Source organism: Stutzerimonas stutzeri (genome assembly GCF_024448695.1).
In the GTDB taxonomy this organism is placed as follows: Bacteria; Pseudomonadota; Gammaproteobacteria; order Pseudomonadales; family Pseudomonadaceae; genus Stutzerimonas; species Stutzerimonas stutzeri_T.
On record NZ_JAMOHY010000028.1, the window covers coordinates 23200 to 42071 of the forward strand.

Consider the following 18872-nt stretch of genomic DNA (forward strand, 5'->3'; position numbering starts at 1 on the left):
GCATCGTAAAAATTGCGCTCTAAACTAGCACGACGAACGGTAGATGTGCACCGCTGCCGCCTCTCTTTTATAAGCCACCGCTACAAACCCTCCCCGGCTGACGCGGCCACACCTCAGGCCTCTACAAGTGCCACGGCCTGTTCGACATCGACAGCAACCAAACGCGAGCAACCCGGCTCGTGCATGGTCACGCCCATCAACTGGTCAGCCATTTCCATCGCGATCTTGTTGTGCGTGATGTAGATGAACTGCACGGTCTCCGACATTTCCTTGACCAGCCGCGCATAGCGACCGACGTTGGCGTCATCCAGCGGCGCATCCACTTCATCGAGCATGCAGAACGGCGCCGGGTTGAGCTGGAAGATTGCAAATACCAGCGCCAATGCCGTCAGTGCCTTCTCGCCGCCCGACAACAGGTGGATGGTGCTGTTCTTCTTGCCCGGTGGACGCGCCATGATCGCCACCCCGGTATCGAGTAAATCTTCCCCGGTAAGTTCCAGATAAGCGTTGCCACCGCCGAAAACCTTGGGAAACAGCGCCTGCAGGCCGGCATTGATCTGGTCGAAGGTTTCCTTGAAGCGGTTGCGGGTTTCCTTGTCGATCTTGCGAATGACGTTTTCCAGCGTTTCCAGCGCCTCGCTGAGGTCATCGTTCTGTGCGTCCAGGTAGCGTTTTCGCTCGGACTGCTGCTGATATTCGTCGATAGCCGCCAGGTTGATCGGGCCCAGACGCTGGATGCGCGCGTCCAGACGCTCCAGTTCGGCGGCCCACTCCGCCTCGCTCGCGCCATCCGGCAGAGTCGCGAGCACGCCGTGCAGGTCGTAACCCTCCTCATGCAACTGATCCTGCAGTGCCTTTCGCCGCACGTTCAGCGCTTGCCATTCCATGCGTTGCTGTTCGAGCTGGCCGCGTACCAGTTGCGCCTGTTGTTCGGCCTGGGTCCGGCGTTTCTCGGCGTCACGCAATTGACGGTCGGCATCTTCGAGCGCCAGTCGGGCCAGTTTGAGCTCATCTTCCACGCCCATGCGCCGTTCAAGCAGCTCCTCAAGTTTCATGCGCAGCTCTTCCAGAGGCGCCTCACCTTCTTCCAGGTTCAGGCTGAGCTGCTCGCGACGCTCAATTGCTCGCTCGAACTGCTGTTCGAGACGCTCAAGGGCCTGGCGGGTCGAGTCGTGCTGGGCCTTGAGCGAGCCCACACGCACCGCCAGCTGATGCGCCTGATCCTTGTGCTGTCGGGCCTCCTGGCGTACCCGATCGAGCTTTTCGCGCAGACCATCGCGGCTTGCCAGCAGCACCTCGCGCTGCTCGGTGTCCAGCGCCATGGCATCAAGCGCGTCCTGCAACTGCAGGCGCGCTTCGGCCAGCTGCTCGGTTTCCAGGCCACGCTGTGCGGCCAGTTCGGCAAGCTCTTCGTCCAGACGACGACGACGCACACTCAGCTGTTCCAGCCGGGCCTGACTGGCCGATAGCTTCGCCTTGAGTTCAGCTTGCTGACGGGCTTCATCCTGCTGACGGCGACGCTGCTGTTCGCGTTCTTCCTCCAGCTGACGTTGCGCCTCGCGCTGCTGATCGAGGCGCTCGTCCTGCAACTCCAGATCGGCTTCGCGCTCATCACGCTCGTCCTGCAGCCGCTCCAGTTCCTGCCCTCGCGCCAGCAATCCGGACTCAGCCTCGGCGGCACGCCGCACTCGCAGAAAATACCGCCCAACCCAATAACCATCACGACTGATCAGGCTTTCGCCATCAACCAGCGCAGCACGACCAGCCAGCGCCTGATCAAGCGTCTCCACCGGCCGCACCCGGCCCAACCAGGACGAAAGGTCCGTGGCGGACTCGACCTTGTCCAGCAGGCTGCCGGCAATGGATATGCTGGTCGACGGACTGACAAGACGCAGATCACCCTGCTCGAAACCACCCATATCGAGGCCGTCGAAGCCGTCCAGCAACACCGCCTGCAGATCCGCGCTCAACACGGTTTCGACCGCCAGTTCCCAGCCCGGCTCGACGCGAAGCCCTTCGGCCAGGCGTGGACGCTGGTCAAGCTGATGTTCGCGCAGCCATTCGGACACGCCCTTGCCGGGGTCCATCGCCGCCTGCTGCAAAGCCTCCAGCGACGTGATGCGGCCATTCAGGCGCTGCAGCTCGCCCTGCGCCTGCTGCTGCGCCCGAGCAGCACCCTGCAGCTGCTCGCGCAGTTGTTCCAGCTGTTGTTCGGTGTGTTCCTGAGCAGCGGCCAGCTCCTCCAGATTCAGTTCGCTGACGGCCAGCTGCTCGCCCATTTCCAACATCGCGGCATCTTCCGGGTCGCTGGCCAGCGAGGCGCGCTCATCTTCAAGACGTCGCTGACGCTCGGCCAGACGTTCGAGACTCTGTTCGAGCTGCTGGATACGTGACTGCTGCACCTCGGAGGCACGACGCGGCTCGGCGCTCTGCTGGTTGAACCGCTCCCATTGCTCCTGCCAAAGCTGCATGGCGGTTTCGGCTGCTTCCAGTTGCGCGGCGGTTTCTTCCGCTGCTGCGCCGGCCAGTTCCTGTTCGGGTTCGAGCATCGCCAGCTCTTCGCCGAGAGTGGCCAGCAGGGTGCGGTCGTGGCCCAGATGGGATTCGGTTTCCAGGCGCGCCTGCTCGGCTTCGCGCAAGTCGTCCTGCAACTGCCGCAAACGCTGCTGGCCGTGCTGGATGCTCTGTTCGACCCGCGCGATATCGCCGCCCACCGAATAGAAACGCCCCTGAACCTGATTGAAGCGTTCGGACAACTCGTGGTGACCGTCGCGCAGGCGCTCGATGCTGGCATCGGCATTGCGCTGTTCGGCCACCAGCGCCTCGAACGCCACGTCCTGATCGCCGATCACCTGCTCGCGCTGGCCAACCTGCTCGTTCAGCGCCTGCCAGCGCAGCGCCGACAGCTGCGCCTTGAGCTGACGCTCCTCGGCCTTGTATTGCTGATACTTCTCCGCGGACTGCGCCTGGCGGTGCAGGCGTTCGAGCTGGCGTTCCAGCTCTTCGCGCAGGTCGGTCAGGCGCTCCAGGTTTTCGTGTGTGCGGCGGATGCGGTTCTCGGTTTCGCGGCGGCGCTCCTTGTATTTGGAGATGCCGGCGGCTTCCTCGATGAAGTTTCGCAAGTCCTCGGGCCTGGCCTCGATCAGCTTGGAGATCATGCCCTGTTCGATGATCGAGTAGCTGCGCGGCCCGAGACCGGTGCCGAGGAAGATGTCGGTGATGTCGCGACGGCGGCATTTCACGCCGTTGAGGAAATAGGTGTTCTGCGAATCGCGGGTGACGCGGCGACGAATGGAGATTTCCGCAAAGGCCGCGTATTCCCCGGTCAGGCTGCCGTCGGAATTGTCGAAGATCAGCTCGATGCTGGCCTGGGTCACCGGCTTGCGCGTGTTGGAGCCATTGAAGATGACATCGGTCATCGACTCCCCACGCAGGTTCTTCGCCGAACTTTCGCCCATCACCCAGCGCACCGCATCGATGATGTTGGATTTACCGCAGCCGTTCGGGCCGACCACGGCAGACATGTTGCTCGGAAAGCTGACCGTGGTGGGATCGACGAAGGATTTGAAGCCGGCAAGTTTGATGCTTTTCAGACGCATGCGGGGCCTTATCCGTGGCGGTCAACGGGAAGATGAGCAAGCAGGATCGCCGTGAACATCGCAATTCCTGGCAGCGTGAAAGCGGCGGAGTTTATCACGCTGGCCGGGGCACCTTGCAGGAGGGGTTTCTCAAGGTTTGGCGGTAGGCTGCCACACCGGCAGGAGCAGGCCATGCCTGCGGAAAAGACCAACACCACAGCGCAGAGCCGATCACGCGCATGGCCCGTTCCCAGAGAAAACAGCCGGCACCCGCCCTATTGGATGGCTCTGTCCCAGTTGCGTGTTGGTGGAGCAACCCTGCTGTAGTAGGAGCGGATTTATCCGCGAGATTCGTGGCTGAAGCGGAACGCCGCCCGACCGCTCCCACAGAAGGCTGCTTACATCTCAAGGGCTTGCAACAGCTAACCGGGGCATAGCCTATGAAATCAGCCGCCGGTCATGCTCATGAAGCGCACCACCTGGACCTGCTCGTCGGTGCGGAATTCATGTTTTTCCGGCTTGAGCTGCAGCGCATCAACCAGCGCCTGGCGCAGGCGCTCGCGGTCGCCGGGGTAACGGCGCATCAGGCTCTTGAGGTCCAGTGCGCCCTCATGCCCCAGGCAGAGCACCAGCTTGCCTTCGGCGGTAACGCGCACACGGTTGCAGCTGCCGCAGAAGTTGTTGCTGTGTGGCGAGATAAAGCCCACCTGGGTTTCGCTGTCCGCCACCTGCCAGTAACGCGACGGGCCGCCGGTGGTGTGGCTGCTGCGTACCAGCCTGTGGCCCACCTCGATACGCTCGCGCACTTCTTCACTGGAGCAGAATGTGATCTCACGCTGATGGCTGGAAATGCTCCCCAGCGGCATTTCTTCGATAAAGCTGATATCCAGGCCGCGCTCGACAGCAAAATTCACCAGATCCAGCACTTCGTCATCGTTGCGGCCCTTCTGTATCACGCTGTTGAGCTTGATCCGGCGAAAGCCTGCCTGACGGGCGACATCGATGCCTTCGAGCACCTGGTCAAGCTTGTCACGACGGGTCAGTTCGGCGAAGCGCTCACGCTTGAGCGAGTCGAGACTGATATTCAACCGTTTGACACCGGCAGCCCGTAAGACCGGTGCCAGCGTCGGCAGTTGCGAGCCATTGGTGGTGATCGCCAGGTCTTCCAGCTCCTCACGCGCACCGAGGCGCGCCAGCAGATCGGGCAGCCCTTTGCGCACCAGCGGCTCGCCGCCGGTCACGCGAATCCGTTTGACGCCCAGCGCAATGAACGCGTCGGCAACTGCATACAGCTCTTCCAGCGTCAGGATTTGCGCGCGCGGCGCGAACACCATGTCCTCGCTCATGCAGTAGGTGCAGCGAAAGTCGCAGCGATCCGTGACCGAGAGTCTCAGATAGGTGATGCGCCGGCCGAAAGGGTCGACCAACTGTGAATCCGGCATTTAGCTCTCCAGCGGCATGATGCGCATGGGTAAGACTATTCCCGATGCACATGAGAAGCAAAGTTCAGGGCCAATGGTTGACCAGGCGCAAGCGCCATAAATTCACCCAGGCGGGCGCAGAGGCCATCAGGACACCTTTCGATTGCGGCGCACATTCCGGGCAACTGCAACGATCGTTTCGCGAACCGATCGAACTCGGAGATACTTTGTCATCAGTTTCCGGGAGCAGCACATGGACAACGACGCCCTCCAGGCGATGAGCTGGCGCGAACGCCTGTACATCATCATCTTCTTCACCAGCACACCGGCCGGGAAGCGCTTCGACACCTGGTTGCTGGTCGTTATCTTCGCCAGCCTCGTTGTGGTGATGTTCGATAGCATAGCTGTTTACCGCGACCGCCATGGCGTGTTGCTGGACAGTCTCGAATGGATGTTCACCCTCATTTTCCTGATCGAGTATCTGCTGCGCATCTATTGCCACCCCGAACCGCGCAAGTATGTCTTCAGTTTCTATGGCGCAATCGATCTGCTCTCGGTGGTTCCGGCGTTCATCGCCCTGCTGGTTCCTGACGCCGAATACCTGCTGGTGGTACGGGCTATTCGCATGCTTCGTGTATTCCGCGTGCTCAAGCTGACCCAGTACCTGAGCCAGGCAAACTTCCTGCTGGTCGCACTGCGTGGGAGCAAGCAGAAGATCATCGTGTTCTTGCTCAGTGTGACCACAATGGTGCTGATCTACGGCACCCTGATGTATGTGATTGAAGGGCCGGCAAACGGCTTTACCAGCATCCCGATGAGCATCTATTGGGCGGTAGTCACCATCACCACAGTCGGGTTTGGCGATATTGTCCCGCATACACCGATGGGCAAGGCGGTCGCGACCATGGTGATGATCACGGGCTACTCGATCATCGCGGTACCCACCGGCATCTTTACCGCCGAACTGGCAACAGCCATGCGTGCGGACACCATGCAGCATCGTTGCCCGAGCTGCGAAAAGATCAGTCACGAACCCAACGCATCGTTCTGCAGTCGCTGTGGCAGCCAGCTCTTCAAGCGGGTTGAAGCCGACACCGAAGCCTGACGCCAGTCTTGCACGGCCTTGAAGGCTGGCCGCTCTGGCGCGACACCCTGCATTTGGCTCCGAACCGCCCCGGTACAAGGTTGTCACAACCTCTGACCTGCCGTGGGCTGGATGGAGACGCGAATGCCCCTGCTCAAACTGCTGCACTTCGCGAGCCTGCTGTGCTGGTGCGGCGCCCTGCTGTATCTGCCGGCACTTATCGCCGCCGGCACCCGACGCAGTGATCCTCTTTTCTATCGGGACCATGCCCACCTGACGCGCATGGTGTTCAACCTGATCGCCACGCCGGCAGCGCTGGTCGCCATTGGCTCGGGCAGTGCGATTTTCCTGCGTGACGGGCTTGTCGCCGGCTGGCTGATCGTCAAGCTCACCACAGTGGCCGGCATGGTGTTGTGTCACGCACTTTGCGGCGTACTGGTACTGCGCATCGAACGCTCTCCAGAGCGGAGCGCCAGCATCCAGTGTCGCGTGCTTGGCGTGTTTATCGCGGCATTTATCACAGCGACGCTCTGGCTGGTCCTGGCCAAGCCTTTCTAACCCCACGACGAATAACCCGGCAAGCGCCCATGACCGAACCCAAGGCACATCACCCCTCAGACCTTGTCCAGATCGACGCCTACCGCGTGCTCGTAGACCAGGCGCCCGCCAAGATAGGCCGCCAGGGCGATCAGCACGGCGGTGATGGCCGACAGGTACAGGCCCCAGAAGTAAATGTTCTGCCCGTCGTTCTGGTAGCGCAGCAGCCAGTTGAGCGAGGCGAGCGAGAGCATCATCACGGCGAGGATGGCGTGGCACCAGGCGGTGATCTTCTGGCGAATCTCGTTCACCGTGAGCAGATCGATCAGGCCGAAAAGGCTGGCGACCCAGCCCCCCAGCGCGCCGACACCAGCCAGCCACAGGCCGGCACGCCACCAGAAATCATCCAGCGTCCACAGGTGCGCCAGATCGACCGGCAGCAGCGCAGTCAATGCGGCGACAGGGAAATGAATCAGCATCGGGTGCAGCGGATGTCCGGCAATCGCGGCGCGGCTATGGATGGAATCTCGAAACTTGGCCATTCGGCCCTCCAGTGGCAAACGGAAAAACGGGCCATGCGAACCGGTGGCCTCTTGAAATGGACCACGCTGGCGCTGGCAGTTCCTTGGCTAAGCGCCTGTGGCGGCCCGCTGTCGGCGCTCGACCCGGCCAGCCCGATGGCGCGCCAGGTGGCGAATGTCTGGTGGGGCATGTTTGCCTTCGCCACGCTGGTGCTGCTGGTGGTCAGTGCGCTGTGGATCTACGCCATGTTGCGCAAGCCGCGCACGGTCAGCGCGGAACAGGCCAGCCGGATCAACCGCCAGTGGATCATCGGCGGTGGCCTGATACTGCCGAGCGCCAGTATCGTCGTGCTGCTGATCTTCGGCATTCCCACCGGACGCGGCATGATCCCGCTGCCGGTCGACGGCGAGCAGCCGTTGAAAGTCGAAGTCACCGGCCATCAGTGGTGGTGGGAGGTTCACTACCCCGACAGCGGTGTCACCACCGCCAATCAACTGATCATTCCCGCCGAACGCCTGATCGATGTGCATGTGACCAGCGCCGACGTGGTGCATTCGTTCTGGGTTCCGCGACTGGGCGGCAAGATGGACATGATGCCGGGGCGGACCAACGTCATCCGTATCGAGGCGGACCGCACGGGGATATTCCATGGCCAGTGCTCGGAATTCTGCGGCCTGCAGCACACCCACATGAAGCTTCACGTCGAAGCGATGACAACCGCGGGCTTCGAGGACTGGATCGCTGCGCGGGAGGATTTCAGCGTTGAGCAACCCGCACCCGGCGCTGCCGGCGAGGTCTTCGCGGAGCGTTGCGGGCAGTGCCACCGCGTGGCAGGCATAAGTGACGGCAATCGGGCGCCGGACCTGAGCGATCTGGCGACCCGCCCGAGCCTCGGGGCCGGGGTGATCGACAATGATGAGCAAGGTCTGCGGCGCTGGCTGCACGAGCACAAGACGCTGAAATTCGGCAACGCCATGCCGGCCCATGACGATGTGCCGGCAGACACCCTCGAACAGATTGCTGCCTGGCTGGAGACGCTTGCGCCATGAGCTATTTCGACCAAAGCAAGGCGCCAGCCACGGACCCGGATCAGTTGCACGACCAGTTCAACGACGTCTGGGGCAACCCGCGCGGCTGGAAGGCGCTGACCATCGTCAACCACACCACCATCGGCCTGCGGTTTCTGATTACCGGGGGCGTGTTCTTTCTGATCGGCGGGTTGATGGCCATGCTGATCCGCACTCAGCTGGCCCTGCCCGGCTATGTGCTGATGGAGCCGGATGTCTACAACCAGATCTTCACCATGCATGGCTCGGTGATGATGTTCCTGTTCGCCGTGCCGATGATGGAAGGGCTGGCGGTCTACCTGATTCCGAAGATGCTCGGCGCGCGGGACCTGGTCTTCCCACGCCTGTCGGCGCTGGGCTACTACTGTTACCTGTTCGGCGGCATCATCCTGCTGTCCAGCGTATTCCTTGGCGTGGCGCCAAAGGCCGGCTGGTTCATGTACACGCCGCTGTCGAGCTCGGCGCACATGCCGGGGGTCAATTCGGATTTCTGGCTGCTGGGCATCACCTTCGTGGAGATCTCTGCGGTGAGCGCCGGCGTCGAGCTGGTGGTATCGATCCTGCGCACCCGTGCCAGCGGCATGGCGCTGCACAAGATGCCGATCTACGCCTGGTACATCCTGGTGATGGCGATGATGATCGTCATCGGCTTCCCGCCGCTGATCCTGGGCAGCATTCTGCTGGAGCTGGAGCGCGCCGCCGGCTTGCCGTTCTTCGATGTGGCGCGCGGTGGCGATCCGTTGCTCTGGCAGCATCTGTTCTGGCTGTTCGGCCATCCGGAGGTGTACATCATCTTTTTGCCGGGCGCAGGCATCGTCTCGACGCTGCTGCCGGTGTTCTGCCAGCGACCGCTGGTGGGCTATCGCTGGGTGGTGATGGGCGTCCTGACCACGGGTTTCCTGAGCTTCGGGCTGTGGGTCCACCATATGTTCACGGTCGGCATTCCTGCTCTGGCGCTGGGCTTTTTCTCGGCGGCCAGCATGCTGGTGGCGATCCCCACCGGGGTGCAGATCTTTGCCTGGATCGCCACGCTGTGGCTGGGCAGGCCGGTCTATCACGTGCCAATGCTCTGGCTGGTGGGCTTTCTGATCGTGTTTGTCGCCGGTGGACTGACCGGCGTGATGGTGGCGCTGGTGCCCTTCGACTGGCAGGTGCACGACACCCATTTCGTGGTCGCGCACATGCACTATGTGCTGGTCGGCGGCATGTTTTTCCCGCTGATGGCCGGACTCTATTACTGGCTGCCGCACTTTTCCGGGCGGATGCCTTCGGTGCGACTGGGCCGCTGGGGCTTCTGGCTGGTCTTCATCGGCTTCAATACGACCTTTCTGATCATGCACTGGACAGGACTGATCGGCATGCCGCGGCGGGTCTACACCTACGACACCGGCCTGGGCTGGGACATACCCAACCTGGTGTCGTCCATCGGCAGCTTCATCATGGCCATCGGCATCGCCACCATCCTGCTGGATATCCTGCTGCATTTTCGTTTCGGCCAGCCGGCGAAAAAGAACCCCTGGAACGCCGATACCCTGGAATGGGCCACCAGCCTGCCACCCAGTCCGTACAACTTCGTCAGCCTGCCGGAAATCGATGATCGCCATCCCTTGTGGAAGGACCCGAATCTTCCCGACAGCATCGCGCGCGGCGAACACGCGCTGAAAACCATCGACCATGGTCGCCGGGAAACCTGGGGCGTCGATCCCCTGACCGGCAAGGTGCGTGAAATCATCCATCTGCCCGGCAACAGCTGGCTGCCTTTCATCGCCTCGCTGTTTCTTGCCGCGCTCTGCCTGAGCCTGTTGAACAAGGCGTACTGGATAGCCCTCGCCGCGACAGTGGCAACTCTGGTGGCGCTGCTCCGCTGGTCCTGGGAAAACGGCACCCATCCGAACGCCGCACCGGATGCCCGCACCCAGCCGGGCGAGCCGCCGCTGCATTCGCGCACCTTCGACGGTCCCGGCCTCTGGGGCATGGGCGTGACACTGCTGGCCAATGGCGCGCTGTACTTGTGCCTGCTGTTCGGCTGGTTCTACCTGTGGACGGTTTCGCCCGAATGGCAGGTGCCGGAGCAGTCCGAGCTCAATGGCTGGCTGATGCTCGCCAGCGCCCTGCTGCTGACAGTTGGCACCCTGTGGATGCGCCGAGTGCCGGCACAGTTGCGCCGGGGCACCTCCGTGCATTTGCTGCGCGACCTGTGCATCAGCGCGGGCCTGGGCCTGGTGCAATGTGCGGCATTGCTCTGGCTGCTGCTGGACGCCAACCTCGACATAACCGAAACCGCACATGATGCGGTGATCTTCGTGATGCTCAGCTACAGCCTGATCCACTGCGCCCTGGCGACCATTCTGACCATCCTGCAGGCATGGCGGGTGATGAAGGGTTATGTCGGGCTGCACGCACCTTACGAAACCGTGGTGGTGGAACAGCTCTGGTACTACAACCTGGGCGTGCTATGGAGCGCTTATGCCGCCATCGTGCTGTTTCCAAGCACCTGGGGAGGCGCCTGATGAAGCAACGCCGAACCTCACGCCTGCATCCCATCCAGATAGTCCTCGGGTTGATCATCTGGAGTGTTTGGTTTGCCGGGATCTACGGTGCTCACGGCGTCGCCTGCGCCATCAGCCCGCCTGATCCAGCGCAGGGCATCTTCAACTGGCTGAACGCAAGCTTCGGCCTTGCCACGCTGGCAGTGGTCGCGCTGCTGTTGTGGCTCGGACATCGCGCCTGGCAGCTGTCACGCCCGCCGTACGAACTGGACGAACGACAACTGTTCGTCACCCGGCTCGCCGCGGGCATTCACCTCATTGCGGCCTTGTCCACCCTGTTTATCGGGCTGCAACTCGCGTTTTTGCCACCATGCATATGACGTCCAGTGGCCGCTGGCGCCTGACGCTGCTCCTGACGGGGCTGCTGCCGCAACCGGCGCTGGCCCACGGCCTGTTCGACGGACACTTCGTCGAGCGCGCGCCACTGTTCATCACCGCATTCATCCTCGCCACGGCCTGGGGCCTGTACATACTCGGCAGCCGGCGCATTCCGACCCGGCGCAGCGAAGCCGCCTGGTTCCACGCGGCCATGCTGCTGGTGGCTTTCGCCGTGTTTGGCCCCATCGACGACTGGGCGGAAACCAGCACCAGCTGGCACATGACCCAGCACATGCTGTTCATTGTGGTAATCGCGCCCATGTGGGCACTGGCGCGACCTCTGCCGCAATGGCGCGCCGTCACCGGTCGCGTGGCACAGCCGGTGTGGAGCACCATTCTGCGCTGGGGGCGCTATCCGGTGGCGCTGGCGATGCTGCACGGCGCGATCATCTGGATCTGGCACACCCCAAGGCTGTACCTGCTCGCGCTGGACAATCTCTGGTGGCACGCCATCGAGCATGCCTGCTTCCTGTTCACTGCCTGGCTGTTCTGGTGGTCGACCCTGCGCGCCAACCCAAAACAGGTGCCACAGGCCCTGATGGCCAACCTGCTCACACTGATGCATACCGGGCTGCTGGGCGCTCTGCTGACGTTCGCCAGCACACCCTTCTATGGCGAATCCCGGGACGTAGCCGACCAGCAACTGGCCGGGCTGATCATGTGGGTGCCGGGCGGCTTGATCTATCTGCTGGGCGCCGGCTGGATCACCTGGCGCTGGCTGAAACGGATGTGGCGACGGCAGGAGGCCGGCGCCTTATCGCGATAAGCGCTGCAGGCTGAGATTCTTGTAGGAGCATAAGCGCCGCGCCTCAATCGCTTTTCTTGCGAATCCAGTACAGGTAGGTGCCTTCCTCTGCCTGCTGCTCGACCAGATCATGGCCAAGGAAAACGCAGAACTTGGGAATATCGCGCTGGGTAGACGGATCGGTGGCGATGACCTTGAGCAGCTCGCCACCGCCCAGGGCACGCACCTTGTTGTGCAGCATCATCACCGGCTCGGGGCAATTGAGGCCGCTGGCATCGAGCACCGCATCGACGGGCAGTTCGGCTGATCGAGACATACAGACTCCAGAAAAGAGGCCGGCATTGTCGCCCAGATGCCGCGCAGCGTCACCGCCCGGATATCCGCAATTGACACAAAAACCAGGCTTCATGATCGCGAGGGGAACCCCCGGGTGGCCGGCCCTGTCCAGTAAACACATGGCCAAACAGCCCCTCAGAGACTAGATTCAACCAAGGCCCCGACCTCAGTCAGCCCGACCGTGCGGGCGCAAGGAGAGACCAATGCGATCCCTGGACAGCCTCAATTGCCGTCGAAGCCTTGATGTCAACGGCAAGACCTACCTCTATTACAGCCTGCCTGAAGCGGCGAAGACCCTGGGCGACATCAGCCGCCTGCCAACCTCGCTCAAGGTACTGCTGGAGAACCTGTTGCGCTGGGAAGACGACATCACAGTACGCGCCGATGACTTCAATTCGCTGGCGAGCTGGCTGAAGGCGCGCACCTCGGAGCGCGAAATCCAGTACCGCCCCGCTCGCGTGCTGATGCAGGATTTCACCGGCGTGCCGGCGGTGGTGGACCTGACCGCCATGCGTGATGCGGTGTCCCGCGCCGGTGCCGATCCGCAGCGAATCAATCCGCTGTCGCCAGTCGATCTGGTGATCGATCACTCGGTGATGGTCGATCGCTTCGGCAGCGACCAGGCCTTCGAGCAGAACGTCGAGATCGAGATGCAGCGCAATGGCGAACGCTACGAGTTTCTGCGTTGGGGTCAGCAGGCTTTCGACAACTTCCGGGTTGTGCCGCCGGGGACCGGCATCTGCCATCAGGTCAATCTCGAATACCTTGGCCAGGTCGTCTGGACCCGCGATGAACACAGTGAGACCTACGCCTACCCCGACACCCTGGTCGGCACCGACTCGCACACCACCATGATCAATGGCCTGGGCGTTCTGGGCTGGGGCGTCGGCGGCATCGAAGCCGAGGCGGCCATGCTCGGCCAACCTGTATCGATGCTGATTCCAGAAGTGGTCGGTTTCCGCCTCACTGGCAAACTCAATGAAGGCATCACCGCCACCGACCTGGTGCTGACCGTCACCCAGATGCTGCGCAAGCAGGGTGTGGTGGGCAAATTCGTCGAGTTCTACGGCCCGGGACTGGATCATCTGCCCCTGGCCGACCGCGCCACCATCGGCAACATGGCGCCGGAGTATGGTGCCACCTGCGGCTTCTTCCCGGTGGATCAGGTAACCCTCGACTACCTGCGCCTGACAGGCCGTGATGAAGCACGCATCGCGCTGGTCGAGGCCTACAGCAAGGCTCAAGGCATGTGGCGCGACAGTGACTCGCCGGACCCTGTCTTCACCGCCACCCTGGAGCTGGATCTGAGCCAGGTGCTGCCATCCGTTGCAGGCCCCAAACGACCCCAGGACCGGGTGACGCTTGGCGACATCGGCGCGAATTTCGATCTGCTGCTGCAAACCAGTGGTCGCCAGCAGCAAACGGAAACGGACTTTGCCGTCGCTGGCGAAAATTTTGCGCTCAAGCATGGTGCCGTGGTGATCGCCGCCATCACCTCCTGTACCAATACCTCCAACCCCAACGTATTGATGGCGGCAGGCCTGGTGGCGAAGAAAGCGATCGAGCGCGGCCTCAAGCGCCAACCCTGGGTCAAGTCTTCGCTGGCGCCTGGCTCGAAGGTGGTCACCGACTATCTGGAACGCGCTGGTCTGACGCAGTATCTGGATCAGCTCGGATTCAATCTGGTGGGTTACGGCTGCACCACGTGTATTGGCAACTCCGGCCCGCTGCCGGATGCCATCGGCCAAACCATCACCGACAATGATCTGATCGTGTCCTCTGTGCTGTCCGGAAACCGCAACTTCGAAGGCCGCGTGCATCCGATGGTAAAGGCCAACTGGCTGGCCTCGCCGCCACTGGTGGTGGCTTTCGCCCTGGCCGGCACAACCCGCATCGACATGAACAAGGAGCCGCTGGGCCACGACCCGCAGGGCCAGCCGGTCTTTCTAAAGGACATCTGGCCAAGCAGCGCAGAGATTGCCGGAGCAGTCGCCAACATCGACGGTGAGATGTTTCGCAGCCGCTATGCCGACGTGTTCAGTGGCGACGAACACTGGCAGAAGATTCCCGTCACTGCCGGCAATACCTATCAGTGGAACGCCGCTTCCAGCTATGTGCAGAATCCGCCGTTCTTCGAGGACATCGGCCAGCCGCCTGCACCGCTCACCGATATCGAGAACGCCCGCATACTGGCGCTGTTCGGCGACTCCATCACCACCGACCATATCTCCCCTGCCGGCAACATCAAGGCCAGCTCGCCGGCCGGGTTGTACCTGCAGTCCTTGGGCGTGCAGCCGGAAGACTTCAACTCCTATGGCTCGCGCCGGGGCAACCATGAAGTGATGATGCGTGGCACCTTCGCCAACATCCGCATACGCAACGAAATGCTCGGCGGTGAGGAAGGCGGCAACACCCTGTATCAGCCAGGCGGGGAGAAGCTGTCGATCTACGATGCCGCCATGCGCTACCAGGCCGAAGGCGTACCGCTGGTAGTCATCGCCGGCCAGGAGTATGGCACCGGATCGAGCCGCGACTGGGCAGCCAAGGGCACCAACCTGCTGGGGATCAAAGCCGTGATTGCCGAGAGTTTCGAGCGCATCCATCGCTCAAACCTGATCGGCATGGGCGTACTGGCCCTGCAGTTCCTTGACGGGCAGACACGCAAATCGCTGGGCCTGAGCGGCAGCGAGAAACTCTCGATCCGCGGCCTGGACGACGCTATCAAGCCGCGCCAGCTGCTGACCATCGAGGTGGAACGCAGCGATGGCTCACGGGATGCGTTCCAGACCCTGTGCCGCATCGATACGCTCAATGAGGTTCAGTACTTCAAGGCAGGCGGCATCCTGCACTATGTGTTGCGGCAGCTGATCAAGGCGTCATAGCCGCTCGCTGGCAACGCCTGCGCCCTGCAGGCGTTGCAACACTGACCCGTTGGTCCGATTTTTACCTAAGTTGTTGGTTTGACTGCCGATAAAGGGCTGGTCGAACAGGCATTATCTTTTGACGTCAATCCGCAAGCACTCTATAACTGCGCTCCAAGAGTGCTCTATCCCCTATATAAATAATAAAAAATAATCAGACTGCCAGGCGTCCCTCCCGCATGCGAAACAACCTGCCCATCACACAGCGCGAATACGCGTTCCCGGACCAGCAACGGCTGATTTCCACCACAGACCTCAAAGGCCAGATCACCTACTGCAACGATATCTTTGCGCAAGTCAGCGGCTTCGAGCGTAGCGAACTGATCGGCGCGCCGCACAATCTGATCCGTCATCCAGATGTGCCCGCTGCCGCATTCGCCCATATGTGGGCGACGCTCAAGGATGGCCGGCCCTGGATGGGCATCGTCAAGAACCGCCGCAAGAATGGCGACCATTATTGGGTCAACGCCTATGTGACACCGATACTGGACATGCAACGCCAGGTCACGGGCTACGAATCGGTGCGCACCAAACCGACTCCCGAACAGATAAAACGCGCCGAAGCACTTTATGCACGGCTCAATGCCGGCAAGCGCGGTGTGCCATTGCGGGACACATGGATGCCTTTCGTCGTCGGCTGGCTACCCTTCATCCTCACCAGTCTGATCGGCTTCGCAGTGGGCGCCTGGCTTGATCATGCCTGGGCGTTAGTACTGGCTGTCGGGCTTTCCATTCCGCTGGGTCTTGCTGGCCGTCACTGGCAGATGCGCGGCACGAACCGCCTGGTACGCCTGGCTGAGCAATCACTGAGCGACCCGCTGATTGCTCAAATGTATACGGACAGCAGCGGCGCCGAAGCCCGGCTGGAGATGGCAATGCTTAGCGAGCATGCACGCCTGAAGACCTGCCTGACACGCCTGCAGGACAGTGCCGTACAGCTTCAACAGCAAGCCATGCGTGCCGATGAGTTGGCACATAGCTGTTCCGGCGGCCTGGCGCGTCAGCAGCATGAAACCGAACAGGTGGCCACGGCAATCAACCAGATGGCCGCAACCACCCAGGAAGTAGCCGGCAATGTGGCGCTGACTGCCAGCGCCACTGAACAGGCCAGCAGATTAACCAGTCAGGGGCGCGAAACCAGCGCGCAAACCCGCAAGGCCATTGAATTGCTGGCCAACACCGTGAGCGCAGCCGGTGATGCCGTTACCGAACTGGCACGCAACAGCGATGAAATCGGCACGGTGGTGGATGTCATCAAGGGCATTGCCGATCAGACCAATCTGCTCGCACTCAACGCCGCCATTGAAGCCGCACGTGCAGGGGAGTCCGGGCGCGGCTTCGCGGTGGTTGCCGATGAAGTCCGCCAGCTGGCCCAACGTACCGCAGCCGCCACCGGGCAGATCCATCAGTTGATCGAAACACTCCAGTCCCAGGCACGCCAGGCTGTGGAAGCCACCGCGCAGGGCAAAGCCCAGGCAAGTGTGGGCGTGGAGCAGGTAAAAGAGGCTGACCAGGCACTCGCCGGCATTGGCGCCGCCGTGGAAAGCGTTATCGACATGGCGACACAGATCGCTTCAGCCACCGAGCAGCAAAGTGCAGTGGCCGATGAGATCAGCCGCAACGTCAGCAATATTGCCCGTTTGGCCGATCAAACCCTGGGAGACGCGCAGAGCACAGCGCTGCTTTCCGAGGACCTGGCCGCAACCGCGCAGGCACAGAACGAACTGGTGGAGCGCTTCAACCGCTGATCAGAGCGACTGCAGGAAATCGGCGATCCGCTGCGCAGCACTGTCGAGGTGCTGATCATGGGTCAGGCCCGAGCGTTTCAGGGGTTTCAGATCATGGTCGGCAGCGCTCAGCCAGTGCATTTCAACTGCTGGTGACAGCGCGTAGCCGGCCACAGTCTGGCGGTCACCGAGGGCGTCGCGCTCACCCTGAATGATCAGGGTGGGCGTGCGCAGTTCGGCAAGATGCGCTACCCGTGGCTTCTCCAGCTTGCCTGCAGCATGAAAGGGATAACCCAGGCAGATCAGCGCATCGGCCTGCAACCCGTCAGCCAGCAGGCTGGCCATTCTTCCCCCCATGGACTTGCCGCCGATGGCCAGCCTGCCTGCGGTCTGCTGTCGCACCAGAGCATGCACATCGCGCCACTGCTCCAGCAACCGGGGCTGTGGATTCGGTAGCCGCCTGCGCCCATCGAGCCGCCGCGCTGCCATGTAGGCAAACTCGAAACGAACCACCTCGATCCCACGCGCCACAAGGCGCTCGGTCATCGCCTGCATGAACGGGCTGTCCATCGGCGCGCCTGCCCCGTGCGCCAGGATTAAGCTCGCAGAGGCCTTATCACGCGGGCTATCCACCCGGACAAATGGAATTTCAACCCCCTGCGTGTATTGATCCCGATCAATACCGGCCACTTGCCCTTTCCCCATGCTTGCCCCCGCTTTCTATTGAAAGAAACAACTGCTTACACGCAACAAAAAACGCTCATTACCGTGGATGGAAGCCCATACATGAACACAGCAACCAGTACCGCCTACCAATACAAGGTGGTCCGCCAATTCGCCATCATGACGGTGGTGTGGGGAATCGTCGGGATGGGGCTCGGCGTTTTCATCGCAGCACAGCTTGCGTGGCCCGGACTTAACTTCGACCTACCCTGGACCAGTTTCGGGCGCTTGCGACCCTTGCACACCAACGCGGTGATTTTCGCCTTCGGTGGCTGCGCATTGTTCGCGACCTCCTACTACTCCGTCCAGCGCACCTGCCAAACCACCCTGTTCGCACCGAAACTGGCCGCGTTCACCTTCTGGGGCTGGCAACTGGTCATCCTGCTGGCCGCGATTTCCCTGCCGCTGGGCTTTACCAGCTCCAAGGAATACGCGGAACTGGAGTGGCCGATCGACATTCTGATCACCATCGTCTGGGTGGCTTATGCGGTCGTCTTCTTCGGCACGCTGGCCACGCGCAAGGTCAAACACATCTATGTCGGTAACTGGTTCTTCGGTGCCTTCATTCTGACCGTCGCCATTCTGCATGTCGTCAACAACCTGGAAATCCCGGTCACGGCGATGAAGTCCTACTCGATCTATGCCGGCGCAACCGATGCGATGGTGCAGTGGTGGTACGGCCATAACGCCGTAGGCTTCTTCCTGACCGCCGGCTTCCTGGGGATCATGTACTACTTCGTGCCCAAGCAGGCCGAACGTCCGGTGTATTCCTATCGCCTGTCGATCGTGCACTTCTGGGCGCTGATCACCGTGTACATCTGGGCCGGCCCGCACCACCTGCACTACACCGCGCTGCCGGATTGGGCGCAGTCGCTGGGCATGGTGATGTCGCTGATCCTGCTGGCGCCAAGCTGGGGCGGCATGATCAACGGCATGATGACCCTGTCGGGCGCCTGGCATAAGCTGCGCAGCGACCCGATCCTGCGCTTCCTGGTGGTTTCGCTGGCGTTCTACGGCATGTCGACCTTCGAAGGTCCGATGATGGCCATCAAGACCGTCAACGCCCTGTCTCACTACACCGACTGGACCATCGGCCACGTACACGCCGGCGCCCTCGGCTGGGTAGCCATGGTATCCATCGGCGCGCTGTATCACCTGATCCCGAAAGTGTTTGGTCGCGAGCAGATGTACAGCATCGGTCTGATCAACGGTCACTTCTGGCTGGCCACCATCGGCACCGTGCTCTACATCGCCTCGATGTGGGTCAACGGCATCGCCCAGGGT

14 protein-coding genes are annotated in these 18872 nt (G+C 61.9%); 9 read left to right on the forward strand and 5 right to left on the reverse strand.

The window, feature by feature from the left end:
- Positions 1–113: 113 nt before the first annotated feature.
- Positions 114–3599 carry a chromosome segregation protein SMC gene (smc, locus tag NAV32_RS15500; protein WP_256053694.1) on the reverse strand — a complete coding sequence of 1162 codons (3486 nt, stop codon included), beginning with the start codon at positions 3597–3599 and terminating at the stop codon, positions 114–116.
- Positions 3600–4024: 425 nt separating this feature from the next.
- The gene (gene moaA / locus NAV32_RS15505) at positions 4025–5020 is read right to left on the reverse strand and encodes a GTP 3',8-cyclase MoaA (RefSeq protein ID WP_256053695.1); all 996 of its coding nucleotides are present in this window, start codon (positions 5018–5020) and stop codon (positions 4025–4027) included.
- A gap of 232 nt (positions 5021–5252) precedes the next feature.
- Between moaA and NAV32_RS15510 the strand changes: the two genes are divergently transcribed.
- Together NAV32_RS15510 and NAV32_RS15515 are read left to right on the forward strand one after the other, a co-directional pair.
- Positions 5253–6104, forward strand: a complete 852-nt coding sequence (locus NAV32_RS15510; RefSeq protein WP_256053696.1) for an ion transporter — start codon at positions 5253–5255, stop codon at positions 6102–6104.
- Positions 6105–6227: 123 nt separating this feature from the next.
- Positions 6228–6641 (forward strand): CopD family protein, encoded by a 414-nt coding sequence (locus NAV32_RS15515; protein ID WP_256053697.1) that lies wholly within the window; start codon positions 6228–6230, stop codon positions 6639–6641.
- Between the two features lie 56 nt (positions 6642–6697).
- Here NAV32_RS15515 and NAV32_RS15520 read toward each other — a convergent pair whose 3' ends face one another.
- A complete protein-coding gene (locus NAV32_RS15520; RefSeq protein WP_256053698.1) occupies positions 6698–7162 on the reverse strand; it encodes a DUF2231 domain-containing protein in 465 nt (154 codons plus the stop codon).
- A gap of 135 nt (positions 7163–7297) precedes the next feature.
- Here NAV32_RS15520 and coxB point away from each other — a divergent pair, with 135 nt between their 5' ends.
- Genes coxB through NAV32_RS15540 form a run of 4 tightly spaced genes read left to right on the forward strand, consistent with a single transcriptional unit; the run spans position 7298 to position 11902 of the window.
- Positions 7298–8191 carry a cytochrome c oxidase subunit II gene (coxB, locus tag NAV32_RS15525; protein WP_256053708.1) on the forward strand — a complete coding sequence of 298 codons (894 nt, stop codon included), beginning with the start codon at positions 7298–7300 and terminating at the stop codon, positions 8189–8191.
- Entirely contained in the window at positions 8188–10719 is a 2532-nt protein-coding gene (gene ctaD, locus NAV32_RS15530; RefSeq protein WP_256053699.1) for a cytochrome c oxidase subunit I, read from the forward strand. Before coxB ends, ctaD begins: the two co-directional genes overlap by 4 nt.
- Positions 10719–11078 (forward strand): hypothetical protein, encoded by a 360-nt coding sequence (locus NAV32_RS15535; protein WP_256053700.1) that lies wholly within the window; start codon positions 10719–10721, stop codon positions 11076–11078. Before ctaD ends, NAV32_RS15535 begins: the two co-directional genes overlap by 1 nt.
- The gene (locus NAV32_RS15540; protein WP_256053709.1) at positions 11075–11902 is read left to right on the forward strand and encodes a cytochrome c oxidase assembly protein; all 828 of its coding nucleotides are present in this window, start codon (positions 11075–11077) and stop codon (positions 11900–11902) included. Before NAV32_RS15535 ends, NAV32_RS15540 begins: the two co-directional genes overlap by 4 nt.
- 43 nt (positions 11903–11945) lie before the next feature.
- On the opposite strand, the gene tusA is transcribed toward NAV32_RS15540, so the two are convergent.
- A complete protein-coding gene (tusA, locus tag NAV32_RS15545) occupies positions 11946–12197 on the reverse strand; it encodes a sulfurtransferase TusA (protein ID WP_256053701.1) in 252 nt (83 codons plus the stop codon).
- Positions 12198–12420: 223 nt separating this feature from the next.
- Here tusA and acnA point away from each other — a divergent pair, with 223 nt between their 5' ends.
- Positions 12421–15099, forward strand: coding sequence for an aconitate hydratase AcnA (gene acnA / locus NAV32_RS15550; RefSeq protein ID WP_256053702.1), 2679 nt, complete (start codon positions 12421–12423; stop codon positions 15097–15099).
- 218 nt (positions 15100–15317) lie between these two features.
- Positions 15318–16886: a methyl-accepting chemotaxis protein gene (locus NAV32_RS15555; RefSeq protein ID WP_256053703.1), complete on the forward strand. Its 1569-nt coding sequence runs from the start codon at positions 15318–15320 to the stop codon at positions 16884–16886.
- On the opposite strand, the gene NAV32_RS15560 is transcribed toward NAV32_RS15555, so the two are convergent.
- The gene (locus NAV32_RS15560) at positions 16887–17570 is read right to left on the reverse strand and encodes an alpha/beta family hydrolase (RefSeq protein ID WP_256053704.1); all 684 of its coding nucleotides are present in this window, start codon (positions 17568–17570) and stop codon (positions 16887–16889) included.
- Positions 17571–17651: 81 nt separating this feature from the next.
- On the opposite strand from NAV32_RS15560, the gene ccoN reads away from it, so the two are divergent.
- A partial coding sequence (gene ccoN / locus NAV32_RS15565) for a cytochrome-c oxidase, cbb3-type subunit I (protein ID WP_256053705.1) occupies positions 17652–18872 on the forward strand: 1221 nt, incomplete at its 3' end.